Consider the following 20,073-nt stretch of genomic DNA (forward strand, 5'->3'; position numbering starts at 1 on the left):
CCAGTCTTTCTGCGATTCTGGGTCCCCGCTTTCGCGGGGACGACGACACAAAACATCAGAACAGGAAATACCGCTGCGCCATGGCGAGTTCCTTGGCCGGTTCGCAGGTCAGCAGCTTGCCGTCGGCGCGCACCACATAGGTCTCGGTATCGACCTCGATCACCGGCATATAGGCATTATGCACCATGTCCTTCTTGGTCACCTTGCGCGTGCCCTTCACCGCCACCAGCGGCCGCTGCAGGCCAAACTCTTTAGCGATGCCGGCCTCGATGCCGGCCTGGCTGACGAAGGTGAGGCTCGACTGCACCATGTTGCGGCCGAAGCTGGCGAACATCGGGCGGTAATGCACCGGCTGCGGCGTCGGGATCGAGGCATTGGGATCGCCCATCGGCGCCGCCGCGATTGAACCGCCCTTCAGGATCATATCGGGCTTCACGCCGAAGAAGGCCGGCGACCAGATCACCAGATCGGCGAACTTGCCGACTTCCACCGAGCCGATCTCATGGGCCACGCCATGGGAGAGCGCCGGATTGATGGTGTATTTGGCGATGTAGCGCTTGGCGCGCACATTGTCGTTGTCGCCTTTTTCTTCCGGCAGACGGCCGCGCTGCTTCTTCATCTTGTCGGCGGTCTGCCAGGTGCGGATGATCACCTCGCCCACCCGGCCCATGGCCTGGCTGTCGGACGACATCATCGAAAACGCGCCGAGATCGTGCAGGATGTCTTCTGCCGCAATGGTCTCGCGGCGGATGCGGCTGTCGGCGAAGGCCACGTCTTCGGGGATGCGCTGGTCGAGATGATGGCAGACCATCAGCATGTCGAGATGCTCGTCCACGGTATTGACCGTGTAGGGCATGGTCGGGTTGGTGGAACTGGGCAGCACATTGGCCAGCCCCGCCACCTTGATGATATCGGGGGCATGGCCGCCGCCCGCACCTTCGGTATGGAAGGCATGGATGGTGCGGTGCTTGAAAGCAGCAATCGTGTCTTCGACGAAGCCGCTTTCGTTCAGCGTGTCGGTATGGATCGCCACCTGCACGTCGTATTCGTCGGCCACGGTCAGGCAGTTGTCGATGGCGGCGGGTGTGGTGCCCCAGTCTTCATGTAATTTAAGGCCGCAGACACCGGCGCGGATCTGTTCGACCAGGCCGTCCGGCTTGGCCGCATTGCCCTTGCCGAGCAGGCCGATATTCATGGGGAAGGCTTCGGCCGCCTGCAGCATGCGCATGATGTGGAACGGACCAGGCGTGCAGGTGGTGGCGCTGGTGCCGGCCGCCGGGCCGGTGCCGCCGCCCATCATGGTGGTGACGCCGGAATAGAGCGCTTCCTCGATCTGCTGCGGGCAGATGAAATGGATATGCGCATCGAAGCCGCCGGCGGTGATGATCTTGCCTTCGCCGGCAATGGCTTCGGTGCCCGGGCCGATGATGATATCGATGCCGGACTGGATATCGGGATTGCCGGCCTTGCCGATGGCGGCGATACGCCCGTTCTTGAGGCCGATATCAGCCTTGACGATGCCCCAGTGATCGAGGATCAGCGCATTGGTGATGACCGTATCCACCGCGCCAGCCGCATTGGTGACCTGGCTCTGGCCCATGCCGTCGCGGATCACCTTGCCGCCGCCGAATTTCACTTCTTCGCCATAGAGCGGCGTGTTCGCCGAGTAACCACCCTGCCCGGCCTTCGCCGTCGGCGGCATCGAGGTGAAGTCCTTTTCCACCTCGATGATGATGTCGGTATCGGCGAGCCGCACCTTGTCGCCCACGGTGGGGCCGTACATGCCGGCATAGGCCTTGCGGGGAATGCGGTTGGTCATCTCTCCATCCCCTCTTACAGCTTGCCCATGATATCGGCGCGGAAACCGTAGACCTCGCGCTTGCCGGCGAAGCTCACCAGCGTCACCTGCCGGGTCTGGCCGGGTTCGAAGCGCACGGCGGTGCCAGCGGCGATGTTGAGCCGCATGCCGCGGGCTTTGTCGCGGTCGAATTTCAGCGCCGGATTGGTCTCGAAGAAATGGTAATGGCTGCCGACCTGGATCGGCCGGTCGCCGGTATTGGCAATCTCCAGCGTGACCGTGGGCCGGCCGGCATTCAGTTCGATCTCGCCAGGTGCCGTGATGATTTCGCCGGGGATCATGGGCGCGCGCCTTTCCGTCAGCGGATCGGGTTATGCACGGTCACCAGCTTGGTGCCGTCTGGGAAGGTGGCTTCAACCTGGATCTCGTGGATCATCTCGGCAATACCGTCCATCACCTGCGCGCGGGTGATGACGGTGGCGCCGGCCTGCATCAGATCGGCCACCGAGCGGCCGTCGCGGGCGCCTTCCACCACATAATCGGTGATCAGGGCCACGGCTTCGGGGTGGTTGAGCTTGACGCCGCGCTCCAGGCGCCGGCGGGCGACGGTGGCCGCCATGGCGACCAGCAGTTTGTCCTTTTCGCGGGGCGTCAGATTCATGACAGCTCCCCTCCCCTCAAAACCAGATGGCGATGTCAGACGGTAAGATAGCGGCGGACGTCGTCTGCATCCAGTCTTGCGGCATCACCCTCCACCACGACTTCACCGCGCTGCAGCAGGATGAAGCGGTCGGTGAGCGCCTTGGCGAAGTCGAAATACTGCTCGACCAGCACGATGGCCATGGTGCCGCGATTGGCCAGTTCACGGATGACCCGGCCGATATCCTTGATGATCGAAGGCTGGATGCCCTCGGTCGGTTCGTCCAGCAGCAGCAGCCGGGGCCGCGTGACCAGGGCCCGCGCGATCGCCAGCTGCTGCTGCTGTCCCCCCGAAAGGTCGCCGCCGCGCCGGTTGCGCATCTCGTGCAGCACCGGGAACAGCGCGAAAATCTCGTCCTCGATCCGGCGTTCGGCTCTGGGAAGCGGCGCCATGCCGGTCTGCAGATTCTCGTAGACGCTGAGACGGGCGAAAATCTCGCGGCCCTGCGGCACCATGGCGATGCCACGCCGGGCCCGCTCATGGGGCTTGAGCGCGGTGATATCCTGGCCTTCCCAGATCACCTTGCCCGAGCGCACCGTCTGCAGGCCAACCAGCGCCCGCATCAGCGAGGTCTTGCCGACGCCATTGCGGCCGAGCACGCAGGTGATCTTGCCGGGTTCGGCACTGACACCGACATCGCGCAGGGCATGGCTGGCGCCGTAGTAGAGATTGATATTTTCGGCGGTCAGCATCTTCAACGCCCCAGATAGACTTCGATGACGCGCGGATCGTTCTGTACATGATCGACCGTGCCTTCCGACAGCACGCTGCCCTCATGCAGCACGGTAACCTTGGCGCCGAGATCGCGCACGAATTCCATGTCGTGTTCAACCACCACCAGGGTGCGCTCGCCCTTCAGCGTCAGGATCAGTTCGGCGGTCTGCTTGGTTTCGGCATCGGTCATGCCGGCGACCGGTTCATCAAGCAGAATGAGCTGGGTGTCCTGCACCAGCAGCATGCCGATTTCCAGCCACTGCTTCTGGCCATGGCTGAGCGCGCCGGCTTGGTCGCGGATCTTGGTTTCCAGGCCCACCGTGTGCAGGGCCCAGGCGATGCGGTCGAGCGCCTCAGCATTCAATCGACCGAGCAGGGTCTTCCAGGCGCCGCGCGCCGATTTCAGCGCCAGCTCGAAATTCTCGAACACGGTCAGGTTCTCGAACACCGTGGGCTTCTGGAACTTGCGGCCGATGCCGAGATTGGCGATCTCGACTTCATCGAGTTTCGTAAGATCGACACGGCCGGCGAACAGCACCTCGCCCGAGTCAGGCTTGGTCTTGCCGGTGATGATATCCATCATCGTGGTCTTGCCGGCGCCGTTGGGACCGATGATCGTACGCAGCTCTCCAGGGGCAACCATCAGCGCGAGGTTGTTGATGGCGCGGAAGCCATCGAAGGAGACGCTGACGCCATCCAGATAGAGCTGGGTATCGGAAACGCGCGGGCGGTCGACCACGGCGGGCGCCATGCCGGCGGTGGCCTGTTCGATCAGTGGCGAGGGGGGCGGCATGGCAGGACGCATCATTCACCTGCCTTTTCGGCCACGGGCGCTTTTTCATTCAGGGCATAGGCGCGTTTTTCGTCGCGCCAGGCCTTCCACTGGCCAAGCAGGCCGACAATGCCCTTGGGGAAGAGCAGCGTGCTGGCGATGAACAGGCCGCCGAGCACGAAGAGCCAGAGTTCGGGCGCCGCGCCGGTCAGCCAGGTCTTGACCAAGTTGACCACCACGCCGCCGAGGATGGCGCCATAGAGCGTGCCGCGGCCGCCGACCGCCACCCAGATGGCGATCTCGATGGAATTGGCCGGCGAGAACTCGCTCGGGTTGATGATGCCGACCTGCGGCACATAGAGCGCGCCGGCAATGCCGGCCAGCAGCGCCGAGAGCACGAAGGCGAAGAGCTTGGCGGATGTTGGCGAATAGCCGAGGAAGCGCACGCGGCTTTCGGCATCGCGCACCGCCAGCAGCACGCGGCCGAGCTTGGACAGCGTGACAAACCGGCAGAGCAGGAAACACAGGCCCAGCACGATAATCGAGATGACATAGAGCCCGATGCGGGTGGAAGCGGCCTGGATCGGGAAGCCGAGGATATCCTTGAAATCGGTGAGGCCGTTATTGCCACCGAAGCCCATGTCGTTGCGGAAGAAGGCCAGCAGCAGGGCGAAGGTCATCGCCTGGGTGACGATGGAGATATAGACGCCGGTGACGCGGCTGCGGAAGGCGAACCAGCCGAGCACCAGCGCCAGGATGCCAGGCGCCAGCAGCACCATCAGCATGGCGAAGGGGAAGCTGTCGAAGCCCTGCCAGTACCAGGGCAGTTCCTTCCAGTTCAGGAAGACCATGAAATCGGGCAGCGTGGCATTGCCATAGACGCCGCGGGTGCCGATCTGGCGCATCAGGTACATGCCCATGGCATAGCCGCCGAGCGCGAAGAAGGCGCCATGACCGAGGCTGAGGATGCCGGCATAACCCCAGACCAGGTCGAGGCTGAGCGCCAGGATGGCGTAGCAGGCGTATTTGCCGAGCAGCGGAATCAGGTAATCCGGCAGCTGCGCGAAACTGCCGCGGCCCGGCAGGATATTGAGCAGCGGCACGACCACGATCAGCACGAAGCCGATGGCGAGGAAGGCGGCCCAACCGGTACGGCTGAGCAGCGGCCGCGGCTTGGCGAGAGTCTTCAGGTCCTCAAGCCCATTCTGCGGATTAAGCATCGGCGGAGCGCCCCTTCGCCGCGAAGAGTCCGCGCGGGCGTTTCTGGATGAAGAGAATAATGCAGACCAGCACCACCACCTTGCCCAGCACCGCACCGGCGACGGGTTCGAGGATCTTGTTGACCACGCCGAGCGTCAGCGCGCCGACCAGGGTGCCCATCAGGCTGCCGACGCCGCCAAAGACGACAACCAGGAAGCTGTCGACGATGTAGATGGTGCCGAGATTGGGCGACACGTTGCCGATCTGGCTGAGCGCCACGCCGGCCATGCCGGCGATGCCCGACCCCAGGGCAAAGGTGAGCGCATCGACGCGGGCCGTCGGAATGCCCATCACCGCGGCCATCTGGCGGTTTTGCGTGACGGCACGCATATGCAGGCCGAAGCTGGTGCGCTTGAGGATGAGCGCGATCAGGCCGAGCACGGCGAAGCAGAAGATGATAATGTAGACGCGGTTCCAGGTGACGGCGAGGCCGCCGGCCACATCGATGGCGCCGGTCATCCAGCTGGGATTGGCGACCTCCTTGTTGGTGGCGCCGAAGATGCTGCGCACGGCCTGCTGCAGGCAGAGGCTGACGCCCCAGGTGGCCAGCATGGTTTCCAGCGGCCGGCCATAGAGCCAGCGGATGATGCCGCGCTCAATGGCGATGCCGACGAGGGCAGCGACCAGGAAGGCGACCGGCAGCGCGGCCAGCAGATAGGCGCCGATCCACGAGGGCGGCAGCAGGGCGCGGAAGATTTCCTGCGTCACATAAGCCGAATAGGCACCCAGCATGATCATTTCGCCATGGGCCATGTTGATGATGCCCATGACGCCGAAGGTGATGGCGAGGCCGACGGCGGCCAGCAGCAGCACCGAGCCGAGCGAGATGCCCTGCACGAAATTCTCCGCATAGGAGAACAGCGTGATCTTGGTCTGCATGGTGTCGAAGGCCTTGGTCAGCGCGGCCTTCACTTCCGTATCGGTTTCCTGGTTGAGGCGGGCCTGCAGCAGCGAGCGCACCCGCAGCTCGGCGGTGCCGCTCATGGTCTGGATGGCCAGGATGCGCTTGGACTTGTCAGGGTCGCTCAGTTCGGTGGCGGCCAGCGACAGCGCCATCGCCGATTTGACGCTGGCATTCTGTTCCTTGGCATAGGCCTCGCGCAGCAGCGCCACGGCTTCCGGCGCCGGACTGTCGAGCAGGGCTGCCGCCGCCGAGCGGCGCACGGCCGGATCGCTGCTGGCCAGACCCAGGCGGCCGATGGCTTCGCGCAGCGTGTTGCGCAGGTTGTTGTTGACGAACAGCGGATCGAGCGTCGCCGGCGCCACAATGCCCAGCTTCTCGCCGGTGACGGCATCGGTGAGCGCGATATCGTTGCCGCTGGCGCTGCCGATCACCAGCAGGCCGTCGGATTTGCGGGTGAACAGGCGGCCATCGGCCAGCGCCTGGAAGGCCGGCACGGCGCGGGCATCGCCCAGCGCGCTCAACGCTGCAATCGCCTTGGCCTTGTCGGCAAAGCTGTCGGCCTTGAGGCCATTCACGGCGGTGGCGAAATCGACCGGGCCGGCTGCCTGCGCATCACCGGCGGCCGCGGCCAGCAGCGACTTGGCATCGTCGGGCAGGGCGATGGCCTGCAGGTCTTCGGGTTTCAGCATGTCTTCGACATCGCCGGTGGCGGCATTGGTGACGACGATCATGTCGCCATCCTTTTCGCCGATCACCACCGCATTGTCGGAGATGCGGAGATAAAGGTTGCCGGCAGCCAGCGCGGCGAGCGCCGCCTTGGCCTTGTCATCGTCGCTGGCGGTCAGCGCCGCAATGGCGGGCTTGGGGTCGGCCTCGGTCAGGCCGCTGAGCGTGGTTGTCAGATCCTGGGCGGCCGCAGGGCGCAGCGCCAGCAGGGTCAGCATCAACGCGACCATCAGAATAGGCAGAAAGCGGGTCATTTTTACGATGGCCTGAACGATGACGGGACGGATTGTTTTTGATTGGGCGCTCCAAATCCCTCCCCTCGCATTGCGGCGAAGGGAGGGACCGGATGCCATGCGTTACGCTTTACGCCTTAGTTGGCCAGAGCCGCATACTTCGGCTTCTCGCAGTTGCCGCAGACCCACGGGAAGGTCCAGTCGGCGGTCAGCTTGGCGCTTTCCGGGATGTACTTCGACCAGGCGTCGGCCTTCACCGGGCCCTTGGTCTGCCAGACGATGTTGAACATGCCGTCGGGGCGGATTTCGCCGATCAGCACCGGCTTGGACAGATGGTGGTTGGTGTTCATCACCGAGGTGAAACCACCCGGCGCCTTGACCTTCTGGCCATACATCGCCTGACGGACGGCATCCACGTTGGTGGTGCCGGCCTGGGCGACAGCCTGGGCCCACATCTTGAAGCCGATATAGGTGGCTTCCATCGGATCGTTCGTCACGCGCTTCGGATCCTTGATGAAGGTCTTCCACTGCTTGATGAACGCGTCGTTGACCGGGCTCTTGACCGACTGGAAGTAGTTCCAGGCGGCGAGATGGCCGACGAGGTTCTTGGTGTCGATGCCGGCGAGTTCTTCCTCGCCGACCGAGAAGGCGACCACCGGAATGTCGGAGGCCTTGATGCCCGCATTGGCCAGTTCCTTGTAGAAGGGAACGTTGGCGTCGCCGTTGATGGTCGAAACCACGGCGGTCTTCTTGCCGGCGGTGCCGAACTTCTTGATGTCGGCCACGATCGTCTGCCAGTCGGAATGACCGAACGGCGTGTAGTTGATCATGATGTCTTCCTGCTTGACGCCCTTGGCTTTCAGGAAGGCTTCGAGGATCTTGTTGGTGGTACGCGGATAGACGTAGTCCGTGCCGGCGAGCACCCAGCGCTTGACTTCACCACCTTCCTTGCTCATCAGGTATTCGACAGCGGGAATGGCCTGCTGGTTCGGAGCAGCGCCGGTGTAGAACACGTTCTTCGAGCTTTCCTCGCCCTCATACTGGACGGGGTAGAACAGCATGCTGTTCAGCTCTTCGAAGACCGGCAGAACCGACTTGCGGCTCACCGAGGTCCAGCAGCCGAAGACCACCGAAACCTTTTCCTTCGAGATCAGCTCGCGCGCCTTTTCGGCGAACAGCGGCCAGTTGGAGGCCGGATCGACCACCACGGCCTCGACCTTCTTGCCGAGCAGACCGCCCTTCTTGTTGATGTCGTCGACCATCATCAGGACCGTGTCCTTCAGGGTCGTCTCGGAAATCGCCATGGTGCCCGACAGCGAGTGCAGGACGCCGACCTTGATCGTGTCCTGAGCCTGGGCCTGGCCGGCGGCGACTGCGCCCAGCATGGCGCCTGCCGCGGCCATCGTCCGCATGAACTTGCTCATTGTATTCCTCTCCTGCTTGGGCCGGCCCCCCCAGGGCGCGACCAGACGGAAAGGAAATGGCAAGGAGCGTGCCAAGCCGGGCATACCCGCAAAGCATAGGCCAATACCGGGGGTAATATGCTGATTCCGCGCCGCAATATGACAGGCCTGCGATACCTACCGGGGCGGGCGACCCGACCTTGGTCGTACGCGTACCAAACCGGACCATGCCTGTTTTATGTGCACGCTTTCGAGGCCATTGCCGGCGTGAGTGCAAAAAATAGGCGCAGTGACTCTCTTTGAATCAGTTCCGGTCAGAGCCGCCAGAGCCGGGGCATCCGCCCCGGCAGGGCCAGGCCGGGCCGCAGGGCGGCCCAGAGCATGGCAAAGGCCTGGCGCAGGCGGACGGCATCGCGATCCAGCAGGCGGACCAGCAACAGATCGTCGATCACCGTGGCACCGACCGTGGTGCCGATTGTGGCCCCGGCTGTGACACCGGCCACCGTGCCCTCGGGCGCTTCGGCCAGCAGGCCGCGCAGGCGGTCGCGCATCGCCGGGGCGTCGCCCAACCCGCGATAAAGGATCAGGGCCTGGGCCACCGCGCCATCGAACCCGGCGGGATGGTCGAGCCGGGCGGCAATGTCGTCGGCCAGCCGGGTGGCATCGGTCCAGACCAGGCGATGGTCGCGGCGAACCTGCCAGCGGTCGAACAGGCCGCCATGGCTGAAGTGTTCGCCGCGCGCCGTGCGGCCGAAGACGGTGATGTCGCCAGCCAGCAGGCGTGCATCGCCGGCGAGGTCGATCCTGATGCTGCGCCGGAGCTGCGCGCCGTCGAACAGGATCATTTCCTGCGGCAGCCATTCCAGCGCCGCGCCGGCAGCGATGCCCATATGGATATCGATGACCGCCGCATTGCCGGGCGAGCGGTAGATTTTTTCCGCCGCCTGCGGCGTGCAGAGCGCCGTGGCCTGGGTGCTGACGGAAACATCCACCGCAAGCCGGTCGCCGCCGGTGAGACCGCCGGCCGTGGTGATGAGCACGGCGGTGCGCGGCTCGCCCGGATCGGGCTCCGGCAGCAGGGCGCGGCAGGGATCGCGCTGGTACAGATCGGCCAGCCGGGTGATGCCGGCGCTGTCGGCATCAAACCGCAGGGTCAGCGCGCCATCGGCCCGCTGCAGCCGCCCGGACTCGCCGGACTCGGTTATCAAGGATGCGGGCGTGCCGGTCATTCCAGCAGGTCGGTCTGTTCCGACAGCTGCGGCTGATCCACATCGCCCGGCTCGATGATGGCGTCGGCGGCACGCACCGGCCAGTCGATCTTCAGCGCCGGGTCGCGCCAGTCGATGCCACGCTGCAGATGCGGCACATGATCGGCGCTGGCCTTGACCAGAACTTCGGTGGCCGGTTCGCGGCTGCACCAGCCGATGGCGAAGCCCGGCATGGCGTAGAACTGGTTGGCACTCATATAGGTGATGACCAGCGTCGCATGGCGGCCGAAGGTGGGCGAACTGCGACGCACATCGACGGCGGCGACGAACAGGCTGCCGCGCAGCACCCGCAGCATGATGGCCTGCCGCGCCGGTTCGATCTGGTAGCGCAGGCCGCCGACCGTGCCGGCCTTGTCGGCATAGACAATGCGGTCGTCGACGAAGCGGTCGTGAATCCCCAGGCCGCCGAGCAGGGCCTCGTTATGCACGGCGCTGATCCAGCCCCGCGTATTCATCACGGTCGCCGGAAACAGCTCCAGCAGGCCGGGGATCGACAGCGGTTTGGCTTTGAACATGGATGAACCGGGCGAGAGAACGGGGCGCCCCATCATGGCGGGTGCATCGCCGTCGAATCAAGGGCGAGATCCCGACTGATCCGTCTGGATGCCCGCTTTCGCGGGCATGACGAAAATATTTTTGTCGCACCCGCGAAAGCGGGCGCCCAGACCTCGACGAGGTTAGACCACCGTCGCGTGGCGCTCGACGCAGGTCTTCAGCACGGTGTCGGCATCCTTTTTCCACCAGTTGTTGGTGGACATGATCTCGACCTCGCAGAAGCCGGTGTAGCCGACGCCTTCAACCATGGTGCGGATCGCGGGAATATCGATCACGCCATCGCCCATCATGCCGCGGTCCAGCAGCAGGTCGGTGGTCGGCACCAGCCAGTCGCAGACATGGAAGGCCAGCACGCGCTTGTTCGCCCGTTTGATCTGCGCGGATAACTGCGGATCCCACCAGACGTGATAGACGTCGACGGCAACGCCCAGATGGGTGTCGTTCGCACCGGACCCCAGCGCATCGCAGAGATCCAGCGCCTGGCCCAGCGTGTTCACGCAGGCGCGGTCGGCGGCATACATGGGATGCAGCGGCTCGATCGCCAGCGGGACGTTCGCGGCCCGGGCATGCTCCAGCACGGCGGCGATGCCGTCCTGCACCTGGCTGCGCGCCCCGGCGATATCCTTCGATCCGGCGGGCATGCCGCCCACCACCAGCACCAGGCATTGCGCATTCAGCGCCGCCGCATCATCGATGGCACGTTTGTTGTCCTCGATCGCCGCCTGGCGGCCGGCGGCATCCGCCGCGGGGAACATGCCGCCGCGGCACAGGCCGGTGACGGTAAGCCCGACATCGCGGATATGCTTCGCGGCTTTCGCGGTGGTGTATTCCGCCAGCTTGTCGCGCCAGGGCGAGATGCCGGTGATGCCATGGCGGGCGCAGCCCTCGATGCATTGCTGCAGCGACCACTGTTTCTTCACGGTGGCGGTGTTGAGCGACAGAGGACCGGGCTTTTTCATGCGTCGATCCCGTGCACGGCCATGACGGCCTTCATGCGCTGCGCTGCCTGCTCCGGATGGGTCAGCAGCCCGGCCGCGTCGGCGAGGCGGAACAGCTCGGCCAGATGCAGGGCCGAGCGCGTGCTCTGCTGGCCGCCGACCATCAGGAAGTGATCCTGATGACCGTTCAGATAGGCCATGAAGACCACGCCGGTCTTGTAGAAGCGCGTCGGCGCCCTGAAGATATGGCGCGACAGCGGCACCGTGGGGGTGAGAATCTCGTGGAAGGTCTTCTCGTCGCCGCGGGTCAGCGCGCCCAGCGCCGCAGACGCCGCCGGCGCGATGGCGTCGAAAATCCCCAGCAGCGCATCGGAATGGCCCTGCGCGTCGCCGGCGATCAGTTCGGCATAGTTGAAGTCGTCGCCGGTATACATACGCACGCCTTTCGGCAGGCGCCGGCGCATGACGATTTCCTTGTCCTTGTCGAGCAGCGAAATCTTGATGCCGTCGACCTTCGCGGCATTGGCGGCGATGACGTCCAGGCAGGTGTCCATCGCCGTCATATGGTCGGCATTGCCCCAGTAACCGGCGAGTGCGGGATCGAACATCTCGCCCAGCCAGTGCATCACCACCGGCTGCTTCACCTGGGACAGGATCCGGCCATAGACCTTGATGTAGTCGTCGGGCGATTTGGCCGCGGCCGTCAGCGCGCGGCTGGCCATCAGGATGATGCGGCCGCCGAGCTTCTCGATAGCGGCGCACTGTTCCTCATAGGCGCGGATCACCGTATCGATGGTGACATCGGGCCCCGGCGCCAGGTGATCGGTGCCGGCACCGGATGCGACGACAGCCCCGGGCACGTCTTTTGCCGCATCGAGCGAGCGGCGGATCAATTCCTGCGCATCGTTCCAGTCCAGACCCATGCCGCGCTGGGCGGTGTCCATGGCCTCGGCCACACCGAAGCCGAGCGACCAGAGATGCCGGCGGAAGGCGATGGTGCGCTCCCAGTCGATGGCCGGGGTCAGCCAGGGATCATGCTCGGCCAGCGGATCGGCCACCACATGGGCCGCAGCAAAAGCAATGCGGCTGAATGGCGGCTTCGAAACCGGGAAGGCCTTCGGCGTCTTCAGCCGGTAGGGGCTGATATGGCCGGGAGCATCCGGCAGGTTGAGCATGATCGCCATGGCGAAACTCCTTCAGACTCGGATCAGACCTTCAACTCGGGCAGGTCGATCCAGCGGCGTTCCTTCCAGCTCTTCAGGCCGGCTTCGGCGAGCTGCACGCCCTTGGCGCCTTCGAGCAGGGTCCACTTGAACGGCTCGTTGTCGACCAGATGGCGGATGAACATCTCCCACTGGGCGCGGAAGCCGTTGGTGTAGACCTGGTTGTCCGGCACGTCCTGCCAGGTGTCGAAGAAGTCGATGGTCTGCGGCACATCGGGGTTCCACACCGGCTTCGGCGTGTTCACACGGGACTGCGTGCGGCAGCTGGTGAGGCCGGCCACCGCCGAACCCAGCGTGCCATCGACATGGAAGGTGACCAGATCGTCGCGGCGCACGCGGGTGGTCCAGGAGGAATTGATCTGGGCGATCACGCCGCCCTTGAGCTGGAAAGTGGCATAGGCGGCGTCGTCGGCATCGGCCTTGTAGGGCTTGCCGTTCTCGTCCCAGCGTTTCTTGATATGGGTGGCACCCAGGCAGGAGACGCTTTCCACTTCGCCGAACAGGTTGTCGAGCACGTAGCGCCAATGGCAGAGCATGTCGAGGATGATGCCGCCGCCATCCTTGTAGCGGTAGTTCCAGCTGGGGCGCTGCGCCGTCTGCCAGTCGCCCTCGAAGACCCAGTAGCCGAATTCGCCGCGCACCGAGAGGATCTCGCCGAAGAAGCCACTGTCGATCAGCATCTTGATCTTCTGCAGGCCGGGCAGGAACAGCTTGTCCTGCACCACGCCATGCTTGATCTTGTATTTCTTCGCCGCCTTCACCAGGTCGAGCGCGACGCTGAGCTTCTCCGCCGTCGGCTTCTCGCAATAGACATCCTTGCCGGCAGCCATCGCCTTTTTCAGCAGGCCGGCGCGGGCCTGGGTGGTGGCGGCATCGAAGAACAGCGTGTCGTCCTTGTTCTTGAGCGCCGCGTCCAGATCGTCGGTATAGCGTTCGATGCCATGCTGCTTGGCCAGACGCGCCACCTTGTCGAGGTTGCGGCCGACCAGGATCGGATCGGGCATCACGCGACGGCCGTTCTTCAGCACCACGCCGCCATCCTTGCGGATCGCGCAGATCGAACGGATCAGATGCTGGTTCATGCCCATGCGTCCGGTGACGCCGTTCATGATGATGCCGAGACGGATATCCTTGCTCATGGTCTTCAGTCCTTCTTTCACGATTCGAGTGTCATGGGGGCGAGATCGCCCCAGTCGGGTTCAGCCGCCGCGCCAAGGCCGGCGGCGTCCATGGTGCTGCGCAGGTCGAGATTGCCGCTGCGGATGGTCAGCCGCACACGGCCGCTGCGCGTGTCGCGGTGATAGAGATCGGGATGGGCGGCGAGGAAGGCATCCTGCTCGGCCTGCGAGGCGGTGCCGAAGCCGTCGACATAGTGATGGCCGTTGCGCTCGACATCCGTGAGGCCCAGCGCCGCCACCAGCGCCAGATCCTGCTGCAGGGCCAGGCCGGCCTGGCAGGTCAGGTCTTCGCCGGTGATGAAATAGCCGCCGCCCGCCTGCCCGTTCCAGTGTGCACAGCGCGCCGCATTGAGGATGGCGCGATAGATGCCCTTGCAGGTCTTGGACGAAATGCCGCGATAACCGAGTTCGCGCGCCCTGGGGAAGACATCATAATCGGCATCGGATTCATCGACGATCAGCGGAATCTCGGCGGCCAGTGTGGTCACCGGCCGGGCCAGCGCCGATGCCCGCCTGATCGGCTGCTCGACATAGAGGATCGAGGAGCAGAGCCGGCGCAACAGGCGGTCATCCTTCATCGCCGCCCATAACGCGGCAATGCCGTTCACGTCGTCATACTGTTCGTTGCCGTCCAGGCTGGCGCGATAGGGTTCGTTCGACTGGTCGAGGACGGCGGCGATACCCTGCAGGCGTGCGAGGTCGGAGGCGACATTGCCGCCGACCTTCAGCTTGAACCAGCGATGACCATACTGCTGCACGGCGCCTTCCAGGCTTTCGGGCAGGCCGTCATCCAGCCGCGGCGCGGCCACATCGCCCTCGCGCAGCGGATCGACCAGGCCGACCGTGTGGCGGGCGGCGATAGTGCGCACGGCCTTGAGCGAGCCCAGCCAGCCGTCGAGGTCGAAACCGGCGAGGTCCGGCGTCAGTGCCGTCGCCTCGATGCCGAACTGGTTCTTGCCCAACAGCGCCACGAACGGCACGCCACGTAGGCGGCAGAGCGCATCCATCACCGCGCGGTCGAGCAGCGCCGGGCCATAAGACGCCACCAGCGCATTCAGGCCGGTCTTCGCACCCTGCGCCACCAGGGCGGCATGATGGGCGGCGGAATGGCCAAACGCGGTGCGCGGCGTCGGATCGGCCGCATAGGCATTCACGGCATGAAGCAGGCTGAGGCGGAGCTGGTCGAAATTCTGCTCGTTGCTCAGGTCCGGGTTCTTGTCGAACCATTTCGGCGCCATCAGCTCGGCCGCCGCACCCCAGCCGCTGCGACCATCGGCCAGCGTGATGCGCAGCCGTGCATAGGCCTGCGGCGCGGCGGTCAGCGTCACCACGCCGAAACGGAAGGGCAGGCGCAGGGTGACGGGCCGCTCGAAAAGCTGGATATCGCCAATGGTGAAGGCGGGTGCGGCAGCCATTACGCCGCCTCCATCAGGTCGCGCAGATAGCGGATGGCATGGGCGGCAACGCCGGGACCATCGGGCTCGTAGACGAAGGGCTCGACGCCGATATCGCCGGCATAGCCGTGACGCTTCAGCGCCGCGAGGATCGGCACGAAATCCATATCGCCCTGGCCGGGGCCTTTTCGATTGGGATCATTCACCTGCACATGCGAGATCAGACCGCTGGGCATCCAGCGGTCGATCAGCGCGGGTACGCTCTCGTCTTCGGCCAGGCCGGCGGCGCTGCAGTCGATCATGGTGCGGAAGGCATCGCTGGCGATGCCCTCGACCACGCCGATGGCCTCGCCCACCGTGTTGACGAAATTGGTCTCGCGCCGCGACAGCGGCTCCAGGCAGTAGATCACGCCGGCCTTCTCGGCGGCGCGGGCGGCATAGCGGAAGGCTTCCAGCGCATAGCCCTTGGCGGCATGGATGTCGCGGTCGGGCAGCTGGCGCTGCGCCGGCGAGCCATGCACCAGGTAGCGGCCGCCGAGATCGGCGCAGAGATCGCACAGGCCCTGCATCATCTCGCGGGTGCGGCGGCGCACCGCCGGGTCGGTATCGGTGATCGACAGGCCTTTCGGCGTCACCAGCAGCCAGTGCAGGCCGGTGACCGCCAGCCCCGCCTCTTCCACGGTGCGGCGCAGTACCCGGCGCTCGGCGGCGCTCAAGGAGAGCGGATCGTCGCTCAGCGTGAAGGGCGCGATTTCCAGCCCGTCATAGCCCAGCTCCGCCGCCAGCGTGCATTGCTGGGCGAAGGGCATGGGACTGAGGACTTCGTTACAGAGCGAGACGCGCATTTCAGGTATCTTCCTGAAGTAACCATTCAGTTACTTATAACGGGACGGGAGCCGGATCGTCAATGCGCCCATAACTCAGGCGCCGCCGAAACCGAGACGGGTCTTCGCCGCCTGAATCTGGCCACGGATGATCTTGGCCGTGGCGGGAATGCTCATCAGCAGCATGATGACGACGACCACCCAGAGCGCCACGCAGATCGGCCGGGTGAAGAACGGCGTCAGGTCGCCATCCGACAGCACCAGGCCGCGGCGCAGGCTCTTGTCCATCAGATCGCCCAGCACCAGACCCAGCACCAGCGGGGCCATGGAATAGCCGTTCTGCCGCAGGATATAGCCGCCGATGCCGAAGCCGATCATGGTCCAGACGTCGAACAGGCGGCCGGCCAGCGAGTAGGAACCGACGGTGCAGAGCACGAAGATGATCGCCATGATGTAGGTGCGCGGAATCTGCAGCACCATCAGCAGCGGCCGCACCAGGAACAGGCCGAAGAACAGCATGGCCACGGTGGCCATCAGGTTCATCGCCACCACGTCATAGACGAATTGCGGGCTTTCGATCATCAGCATCGGACCCGGGCGCACGCCATGGATCATCATGGCGGCGAGCAGCACGGCGGCCGGGGCCGAACCGGGGATGGCGAGCGCCAGCGAGGGAATGATGGCGCCGGGGATCGAGGCGTTGTCGCCGGTCTCGGCGGCGATCAGACCTTCGATCGAGCCCTTGCCGAATTTTTCCTTTTCCTTGCTGGCGCGGCGCGCGGCGGCATAGGAACTCCAGGCCGCCATGTCCTCGCCCACGCCGGGCAGGATGCCGACATAGACGCCGATCACGCCGGAGCGCAGCACGGTGCGCCAGTATTTGATCACGTCGCCGAAGCGCGGGAAGACGGAGTCGACCGTGTGGATCGCCGGCCGCGCCTGCCGCTCCTTCATCACGGTCAGCACTTCGGCAAAACCGAAGGCGCCGACCAGCGAGGGAATCAGCGAGAAGCCGCCGGTGAGATCGCTGATGCCGAAGCTGTAGCGATCATAGGCATGGATGCCGTCCTGGCCGATCAGGGCGATGAACAGGCCAAGGAAGCCCATGATCCAGCCCTTCAGGGCATCCTCGCCGGTGATGCTGCCCGACATCATGACGCCGAACATGGTGAGCCAGAAGAATTCGAAGGCGCCGAAGGTGAGCGCGACTTCGCCCAGCAGCGGCGTGAACAGCGCCAGGCAGATGATACCGAAGATCGAGCCGACCACCGAGCCGGTGGTGGCGATGCCCATGGCGCGGCCGGCCTGGCCCTGGCGGGCGAGCTGGTAGCCGTCGAGGCAGGCGGCGGCATTGGCCGCCGTGCCCGGGATGTTGAGCAGGATGGCCGTGCGGCTGCCGCCGTAGATCGCACCCGAATAGGCGCAGATCAGGATCAGGATGGCGTCGTTGGGCGGCATCCGGATGGTGAGCGTGGTGAACAAGGCAATGCCGAGCGTGGCGCTGAGGCCCGGCATGCAGCCGATGATGATGCCGGCCAGCGTGGCGCCGAAGGCATAGAACAGCTGCCAGGGACCGAGGAAGCTGGCCAGCGAGGAGCCGAGGAGGACAAGACCTTCAAACATACTGAATCCCCGCTTACGGCAACCGCACCAGGAAGAGTTCCTGGAAGATGAAGGTGATGACGGCAGCGCCACCGATGGCGACGCCGGCAGCCGCCAGCAGGCCGCGCAGGCGCTGGTTCGCCGCGCCGCGTTCCTTCCACTGGAAAATCGTCACGAAGGAAAAGATGAAGGCCGCAGAGGTGGCCCAGAAGGGCAGCCCGCGTCCGATCAGGCCGAGCGCAAAGGTCACGCAGATCGCTGCGGTGAGAACGACGCGCTGCCAGGCAACCCGCGATTCCGCGCGCTCGTCCGCAGACTGCTCCTGCGGCGCGGCGAAGGCGCCGGCACGGATCGTGCGGATGGCGAGGATCACGCCGAAGAAGGCGATGAAAATGCCGAGGATGCCGGGCAGCAGGCCCGGGATCGTGTAGGGATTGATATGCAGGTTCTCGAGGCGGTCCATCTTCACCGCGCCCCAGGTGATGGCGAGGCCGAGCACCACCCAGCCGATCCCCCACCAGACATCGGACCGCGCGGGAACGACCTTCGCCTCGTCTTCGCCTGCACTCATGATCGCACTCCCGTTAAAAACAATCGGCCGCCCGGCTCGGATCAAGCCAGGCGGCCGTGGTGTTCACACCGGATTACGGCTTCGGGATGCCGATGGTTTCCGGGTTGATCTTGGCCTTGCCGCCTTCCTGCAGGATCCAGGCAGCGCCCTGGATCGCCGGGAAGGACGCCTTCTTGGCATCTTCGCCGGACCGCGGGTCGAAGATCGCGCCCTTGTCGGCCGAATACTTCTTCAGCGCTTCCGAGGTCTTGATCTTCTCGTCCCAGATCTTGTTCAGCGTGGCGGTGACTTCCGCCGGCACGCCCTTGGGCAGGAAGATGCCGAAGTAGTTGGTCTCGGTGCGGAAGTTCGGCAGGGTCTTGGTGATCGGCTCGATCGGCGGCACGCCGTCGACGACCAGCGGCTTGTCGGCCAGCACGGCCAGCGCGCGCAGGCGCTTGCCGCGGATCATTTCGATCTGCTCGACGCCGAGCTGGCTGGTCACTTCGGTTTCGCCGGCGACGGTGGAGATCACCGCCGGGTTGCCGCCGTCATAGGAGACATGCTTGTAGGTGGCGCCGGCCGCACGCGACAGCGCTTCCGAGCCGTAATGGCCCGAGGAATTCACGCCGGCGGTGGAGAACGACACCTGGCCCGGTTTGGCCTTCATGGCGGCCAGCAGCTCGGCGACGGACTTGTAGGGGGTGTTCGGATTGACGCTGATCACCGACTGGTTCGCCACGGTGAGATAGAAATCCCAGTCCTTGGCGGTGGTGTCGAGCAGGCCGGACACGGCATAGGAGCCGATATCCTTGGCGGCGCCGGAGGCCCAGGTGTAGCCGTCCTTCGGGCCTTCCAGCACGCTCTTGGTGCCGATCGAACCCGACGCGCCGGGCTGGTTCACCACGACGATCTTCTGGCCGAGTTCCTTTTCCAGCTCGGCCGCCGTGATGCGGATGACCTGGTCGGTGGAGCCGCCGGCGGCCCAGGGCACGATCACGGTGATCGGGCGGGTCGGCTTCCAGGTCGCCTGCGCGGCGGCCGGCTGGGCGACGAGACCCAGGGTGCCGACCGCAAATGCGGCGACAGCAATACGAATGGCAAGACTGCCTTGCATGGTGGTTTCCTCCGTTTATGGACCGATGGTCCTTTGTTGTTGGCCCCAGCATTCCGTCGCCGGGCAAACTTGTCAACGGGGAAGTAACCGGTCAGTTACGAAATTCGACCTTGGGCGAAGACCGGCCTGCTGCGCTGCATCAGGGCCGCAGATAGCCGAGCACAACCTCGATGGAGTGTTCCATGCGGATTTTCTGCTGCTTCGGCGACAGGAGGTTGCGGCCGAAAATGGTCGACAGGGTATGGATATTGGAAAAATAGAAGAACCCGAGCGCCGCAATCGTGGTGTAAAGCTCGACGGGATCGACATTCTTGCGAAACACCCCGTCGCGCTGGCCGCGCTGCAGCAAATCGGTGATCACCACCAGCAGCGGCGTATACAGCTCGCGGATTTTCTTGGAATCCTTGAGGAAGCTGGCCTTGTGCAGGTTTTCCGCATTCAGCAGCGCGATGAATTCGGGGTTGCGCGAGCAGAATTTGAAATTGAATTCCATCAGGTAGCGCATGCCCTCGACCGGCGACATGCGGGCAACGTCGATGGCGTGTTCTTCCTCGCGCATGCGTTCATAGGCGCGTTCCAACACGGTCAGCCACAGGCCATCCTTGTTGCCGAAATACTCGTAGATCATGCGTTTGTTGGAGCCGGAGCGCGCCGCGATCTCGTCCACCCGGGCGCCGGCCAGGCCATGGGCGGCGAATTCCACCAGCGCCGCATCCAGGATGTTGCGCCGCGTCACGTCCGGCTGGCGTGGCTTCGTGGCGGTTGGTTTTGCGGCTTTCGACTTCGGCATGCGGTCTCCCCTCACCCAGTCTTGCCGGGCGACGGGGGGCGACGTCAAGGTATAGCTCTGCGCCGTCGTCCCCGCGAAAGCGGGGACCCAGGGGAAAGGCCTGAGCTCCAGACTCTGGATTCCC

At 64.8% G+C, this 20,073-nt stretch carries 19 protein-coding genes; all 19 read right to left on the reverse strand.

Features of this window, described 5'->3' with window-relative positions; translation table 11 throughout:
- Window positions 1-55: 55 nt before the first annotated feature.
- On the reverse strand, window positions 56-1,819 hold the full coding sequence (ureC, locus tag AC1ROT_RS06655; RefSeq protein WP_492997911.1) for an urease subunit alpha: 1,764 nt from the start codon (window positions 1,817-1,819) through the stop codon (window positions 56-58).
- A 14-nt stretch (window positions 1,820-1,833) separates the two neighbouring features.
- Window positions 1,834-2,139 carry an urease subunit beta gene (locus AC1ROT_RS06660; RefSeq protein WP_492969446.1) on the reverse strand — a complete coding sequence of 102 codons (306 nt, stop codon included), beginning with the start codon at window positions 2,137-2,139 and terminating at the stop codon, window positions 1,834-1,836.
- A gap of 17 nt (window positions 2,140-2,156) precedes the next feature.
- Window positions 2,157-2,459, reverse strand: a complete 303-nt coding sequence (locus tag AC1ROT_RS06665; protein WP_492969445.1) for an urease subunit gamma — start codon at window positions 2,457-2,459, stop codon at window positions 2,157-2,159.
- 35 nt (window positions 2,460-2,494) lie between these two features.
- On the reverse strand, window positions 2,495-3,190 hold the full coding sequence (gene urtE / locus AC1ROT_RS06670) for an urea ABC transporter ATP-binding subunit UrtE (RefSeq protein ID WP_492997913.1): 696 nt from the start codon (window positions 3,188-3,190) through the stop codon (window positions 2,495-2,497).
- Window positions 3,191-3,192: 2 nt separating this feature from the next.
- Complete coding sequence (gene urtD, locus AC1ROT_RS06675; RefSeq protein WP_492970752.1) at window positions 3,193-3,963, reverse strand: urea ABC transporter ATP-binding protein UrtD; 771 nt, start codon at window positions 3,961-3,963, stop codon at window positions 3,193-3,195.
- A gap of 53 nt (window positions 3,964-4,016) precedes the next feature.
- Complete coding sequence (urtC, locus tag AC1ROT_RS06680; RefSeq protein WP_492969443.1) at window positions 4,017-5,204, reverse strand: urea ABC transporter permease subunit UrtC; 1,188 nt, start codon at window positions 5,202-5,204, stop codon at window positions 4,017-4,019.
- Window positions 5,197-7,128 carry an urea ABC transporter permease subunit UrtB gene (gene urtB, locus AC1ROT_RS06685; protein ID WP_492997916.1) on the reverse strand — a complete coding sequence of 644 codons (1,932 nt, stop codon included), beginning with the start codon at window positions 7,126-7,128 and terminating at the stop codon, window positions 5,197-5,199. Before urtB ends, urtC begins: the two co-directional genes overlap by 8 nt.
- Window positions 7,129-7,244: 116 nt before the next feature.
- Window positions 7,245-8,510, reverse strand: coding sequence for an urea ABC transporter substrate-binding protein (urtA, locus tag AC1ROT_RS06690; RefSeq protein ID WP_492970751.1), 1,266 nt, complete (start codon window positions 8,508-8,510; stop codon window positions 7,245-7,247).
- A gap of 314 nt (window positions 8,511-8,824) precedes the next feature.
- Complete coding sequence (locus tag AC1ROT_RS06695; RefSeq protein ID WP_492997917.1) at window positions 8,825-9,739, reverse strand: urease accessory protein UreD; 915 nt, start codon at window positions 9,737-9,739, stop codon at window positions 8,825-8,827.
- Window positions 9,736-10,293 carry a dTDP-4-dehydrorhamnose 3,5-epimerase family protein gene (locus AC1ROT_RS06700; RefSeq protein WP_492997919.1) on the reverse strand — a complete coding sequence of 186 codons (558 nt, stop codon included), beginning with the start codon at window positions 10,291-10,293 and terminating at the stop codon, window positions 9,736-9,738. Before AC1ROT_RS06700 ends, AC1ROT_RS06695 begins: the two co-directional genes overlap by 4 nt.
- Window positions 10,294-10,455: 162 nt before the next feature.
- A complete protein-coding gene (locus AC1ROT_RS06705) occupies window positions 10,456-11,292 on the reverse strand; it encodes a sugar phosphate isomerase/epimerase family protein (RefSeq protein ID WP_492997921.1) in 837 nt (278 codons plus the stop codon).
- Window positions 11,289-12,455 carry a dihydrodipicolinate synthase family protein gene (locus AC1ROT_RS06710; RefSeq protein ID WP_492997923.1) on the reverse strand — a complete coding sequence of 389 codons (1,167 nt, stop codon included), beginning with the start codon at window positions 12,453-12,455 and terminating at the stop codon, window positions 11,289-11,291. Before AC1ROT_RS06710 ends, AC1ROT_RS06705 begins: the two co-directional genes overlap by 4 nt.
- Before the next feature lie 23 nt (window positions 12,456-12,478).
- A complete protein-coding gene (locus tag AC1ROT_RS06715; RefSeq protein ID WP_492969437.1) occupies window positions 12,479-13,633 on the reverse strand; it encodes a Gfo/Idh/MocA family protein in 1,155 nt (384 codons plus the stop codon).
- Between the two features lie 17 nt (window positions 13,634-13,650).
- A complete protein-coding gene (locus AC1ROT_RS06720; RefSeq protein WP_492997925.1) occupies window positions 13,651-15,087 on the reverse strand; it encodes an enolase C-terminal domain-like protein in 1,437 nt (478 codons plus the stop codon).
- Complete coding sequence (locus AC1ROT_RS06725) at window positions 15,087-15,911, reverse strand: sugar phosphate isomerase/epimerase family protein (protein ID WP_492997927.1); 825 nt, start codon at window positions 15,909-15,911, stop codon at window positions 15,087-15,089. Before AC1ROT_RS06725 ends, AC1ROT_RS06720 begins: the two co-directional genes overlap by 1 nt.
- 75 nt (window positions 15,912-15,986) lie before the next feature.
- On the reverse strand, window positions 15,987-17,513 hold the full coding sequence (locus AC1ROT_RS06730; RefSeq protein WP_492969434.1) for a tripartite tricarboxylate transporter permease: 1,527 nt from the start codon (window positions 17,511-17,513) through the stop codon (window positions 15,987-15,989).
- A 13-nt stretch (window positions 17,514-17,526) separates the two neighbouring features.
- Complete coding sequence (locus AC1ROT_RS06735) at window positions 17,527-18,063, reverse strand: tripartite tricarboxylate transporter TctB family protein (protein ID WP_492997930.1); 537 nt, start codon at window positions 18,061-18,063, stop codon at window positions 17,527-17,529.
- Window positions 18,064-18,136: 73 nt separating this feature from the next.
- The gene (locus AC1ROT_RS06740; protein ID WP_492969432.1) at window positions 18,137-19,159 is read right to left on the reverse strand and encodes a Bug family tripartite tricarboxylate transporter substrate binding protein; all 1,023 of its coding nucleotides are present in this window, start codon (window positions 19,157-19,159) and stop codon (window positions 18,137-18,139) included.
- Window positions 19,160-19,298: 139 nt separating this feature from the next.
- A complete protein-coding gene (locus AC1ROT_RS06745) occupies window positions 19,299-19,949 on the reverse strand; it encodes a TetR/AcrR family transcriptional regulator (RefSeq protein WP_492969431.1) in 651 nt (216 codons plus the stop codon).
- Between the last annotated feature and the right edge of the window lie 124 nt (window positions 19,950-20,073).

The sequence above is a fragment of the Ferrovibrio sp. GW821-FHT12E11 genome (assembly GCF_058806975.1).

Excerpts from the sequence above, each read along its gene's own strand:
- AC1ROT_RS06745 (WP_492969431.1), bottom strand. The coding sequence starts at position 19,949 with ATGCCGAAGTCGAAAGCCGCAAAACCAACCGCCACGAAGCCACGCCAG.
- AC1ROT_RS06710 (WP_492997923.1), bottom strand. The coding sequence starts at position 12,455 with ATGGCGATCATGCTCAACCTGCCGGATGCTCCCGGCCATATCAGCCCC.
- AC1ROT_RS06695 (WP_492997917.1), bottom strand. The coding sequence starts at position 9,739 with ATGACCGGCACGCCCGCATCCTTGATAACCGAGTCCGGCGAGTCCGGG.
- AC1ROT_RS06700 (WP_492997919.1), bottom strand. The coding sequence starts at position 10,293 with ATGTTCAAAGCCAAACCGCTGTCGATCCCCGGCCTGCTGGAGCTGTTT.
- urtC (WP_492969443.1), bottom strand. The coding sequence starts at position 5,204 with ATGCTTAATCCGCAGAATGGGCTTGAGGACCTGAAGACTCTCGCCAAG.
- AC1ROT_RS06705 (WP_492997921.1), bottom strand. The coding sequence starts at position 11,292 with ATGAAAAAGCCCGGTCCTCTGTCGCTCAACACCGCCACCGTGAAGAAA.
- AC1ROT_RS06730 (WP_492969434.1), bottom strand. The coding sequence starts at position 17,513 with ATGTTTGAAGGTCTTGTCCTCCTCGGCTCCTCGCTGGCCAGCTTCCTC.
- urtD (WP_492970752.1), bottom strand. The coding sequence starts at position 3,963 with ATGGCGCCCGCCGTGGTCGACCGCCCGCGCGTTTCCGATACCCAGCTC.
- AC1ROT_RS06720 (WP_492997925.1), bottom strand. The coding sequence starts at position 15,087 with ATGGCTGCCGCACCCGCCTTCACCATTGGCGATATCCAGCTTTTCGAG.
- AC1ROT_RS06725 (WP_492997927.1), bottom strand. The coding sequence starts at position 15,911 with ATGCGCGTCTCGCTCTGTAACGAAGTCCTCAGTCCCATGCCCTTCGCC.
- urtE (WP_492997913.1), bottom strand. The coding sequence starts at position 3,190 with ATGCTGACCGCCGAAAATATCAATCTCTACTACGGCGCCAGCCATGCC.
- urtB (WP_492997916.1), bottom strand. The coding sequence starts at position 7,128 with ATGACCCGCTTTCTGCCTATTCTGATGGTCGCGTTGATGCTGACCCTG.
- AC1ROT_RS06715 (WP_492969437.1), bottom strand. The coding sequence starts at position 13,633 with ATGAGCAAGGATATCCGTCTCGGCATCATCATGAACGGCGTCACCGGA.
- AC1ROT_RS06660 (WP_492969446.1), bottom strand. The coding sequence starts at position 2,139 with ATGATCCCCGGCGAAATCATCACGGCACCTGGCGAGATCGAACTGAAT.
- AC1ROT_RS06735 (WP_492997930.1), bottom strand. The coding sequence starts at position 18,063 with ATGAGTGCAGGCGAAGACGAGGCGAAGGTCGTTCCCGCGCGGTCCGAT.
- ureC (WP_492997911.1), bottom strand. The coding sequence starts at position 1,819 with ATGACCAACCGCATTCCCCGCAAGGCCTATGCCGGCATGTACGGCCCC.
- urtA (WP_492970751.1), bottom strand. The coding sequence starts at position 8,510 with ATGGCCGCGGCAGGCGCCATGCTGGGCGCAGTCGCCGCCGGCCAGGCC.
- AC1ROT_RS06665 (WP_492969445.1), bottom strand. The coding sequence starts at position 2,459 with ATGAATCTGACGCCCCGCGAAAAGGACAAACTGCTGGTCGCCATGGCG.
- AC1ROT_RS06740 (WP_492969432.1), bottom strand. The coding sequence starts at position 19,159 with ATGCAAGGCAGTCTTGCCATTCGTATTGCTGTCGCCGCATTTGCGGTC.